We start from the raw sequence: 2,028 nt of genomic DNA on the forward strand, positions 1-2,028 counted from the left end.
CGGTGCTTCGTTCTCCTGCAAACCACCGGCCGGCCGCTGCCGGACCCGGGCCCGCACCGCCAGCCGATTGGCCGGTGTTTCGTTCTGCTGCAAACCACCGGCCGGCCGGTGGCTGCCGGGGCCGGGGGCGGCGTTGTCAGCCGGCGGCCGGTCAGCCCGTCAGCCGGGCGGCCGGTCAGCCGGCGGCCAGTGCTTCGGCCTCCTGACGCAGTTTCATCGCCTGCTCGTAGACGCGGGCGCCGCGGTCCGGCGCCATGTCGAGCTGCATGAGCACGGCCGGAACCGCGATGCTCGCCATCAGGTGCCGCTCGACGGAGGCCACGCGCTGCGGGAGGTCGGCATGGCCCGTCATGATCTTCGACAGGATCTGGGCCCCGGTGAAGGCCGCCACGAACGCCCGCGCGGCATCCTGGACATCGGTGTGGGGCAGCACCTCCCCCTTGGCCTTGGCCCGGCCCAGCAGCTCCACGTTGTGCTCGATCCAGCCCGCCATCGGGATCTGCCGGTTCAGACCGTCCTGCGGATACCCCTGCTCGACGGTGAGCCTGATACTGCCGCGGACCAGCGGGTCACCCGCACTGAGCATGTGGGCCAGCAGGAACGTGGCATCCAGACCCTCCTGCAGGACCAGCTCCTGCGAGGGCGGCCGCGGCACCGAGCTGAGCTGGTCGGCCAGCACCTCCTGCGCCAGTTCCTCCTTGGAGGAGAAATGGAAGTACAACGCCCCCTTGGTGACATTGGCCCGCTGATGGATCTCCGAGATCGTCGCCGCCTCGTACCCGACTTCGGCGAAGACCGCAGCGGCGGCGGCCACGATCGACCGGCGTGTTCTGATCGCACGTTCCTGCAACGCCATGCCCCACCTCCGCTGACGGACCACACCCACAAAAAAACCGGCAGGTTCGTATTCTCCCACCGCCCGGAGCAAGGATCAAGAGACCCGCGACCTGCCCGAAATGTGCCCATAGGCCAATGTATCCCGCCCGCACCCCCAAAAGAAACCCCGGCGATGGTTTCTCTCCGCCCTCCCCTCACCTCGGTGAGCTGGGACATAACGGACCTCTCCCCACCTGAATCGGGCATTCCGTTCTGGATGCGGGCCAGGATCCGCCGGAAGACCGGTAGCCGGCCGGTCACGCTTTGCATTTCTTTGACTTGTTAGAAAACCGGTAGGTCAGTATCTTCTTGCCTCATCGCACGCCAGCCTTCCGGGAATTCCGAGACATACGGGGGAAGAGGGCCATGGTCCTTGTGACAGTCCAGCCCGAGGAAGACTCCACAGCGTCCACCAGCACCGCCACCCTGGCGCACCGACCCCCCGGGGACCCTGCGCGCCCGGCCGGGGACCATACGCGCCCGGCCGGCGAACTGCCGCCCGGCGGCTTCGCGCCGCCCGCCTGCTCTTCGACCAGCACGGCGAACGCGACCTCGTCCACACCCCCTGGCGCCGCCTCATCGCCGACGAAACGTTTCGCCACCGCCCGGGACTCTCACCCGACCAGCAGGTCGAACAGTCCTACGAACGCCTGCGCCTGGTCAACGACACCATCGGCGACGCCGAACGCCTCGCACGCGACCCCGCCCTGCTGGCGAGCCTGCACGAATGGGCCGCCATCACCGACGGCGGCGGAGGCCTGTGCACCCTGGCCAGCATCCACTACAACCTCTTCCTCGGCAGCCTCCTGGACCACACCCACGACGCCCGGCGCGATCTGTCCCCCTACACCTCCATGCAGCGCACCGGCACCTTCCTGTGCACCGAACTCGACCACGGCAACGACAGCTTCGCCCTGCAGACCACCGCCGAATTCAACCCCGCCACCGGCGGATTCACCCTCCACACCCCCCACCCCGGCGCCCAGAAATTCATGCCGAACACCAGCACCACCGGCGGCCCCAAAACCGCCGTCGTCGCCGCCCGCCTCATCACCCACGGACACGACCACGGCGTCTTCCTCTTCCTCACACCCCTCAGCGACGAAACCGGCCTCCTGCCCGGCATCACCGTCCACCGCCTGCCCCTACGCC

General features: G+C 68.4%; 1 protein-coding gene and 1 pseudogene. One reads left to right on the plus strand and one right to left on the minus strand.

The features are described from left to right. Positions 1 to 175: 175 nt before the first annotated feature. The gene (locus GWK25_RS43070) at positions 176 to 856 is read right to left on the minus strand and encodes a ScbR family autoregulator-binding transcription factor (protein ID WP_215458191.1); all 681 of its coding nucleotides are present in this window, start codon (positions 854 to 856) and stop codon (positions 176 to 178) included. Between the two features lie 691 nt (positions 857 to 1,547). Between GWK25_RS43070 and GWK25_RS43080 the strand changes: the two are divergent. Then, positions 1,548 to 2,028 (plus strand): annotated as a pseudogene (locus GWK25_RS43080) (acyl-CoA oxidase); the annotation flags it as partial.

It is taken from the genome of Streptomyces sp. ATCC 21386 (assembly GCF_018728545.1).
In the GTDB taxonomy this organism is placed as follows: domain Bacteria; phylum Actinomycetota; class Actinomycetes; order Streptomycetales; family Streptomycetaceae; genus Streptomyces.

Coding starts and splice junctions, on each gene's coding strand:
- GWK25_RS43070 (WP_215458191.1), bottom strand. CDS start 856: ATGGCGTTGCAGGAACGTGCGATCAGAACACGCCGGTCGATCGTGGCC.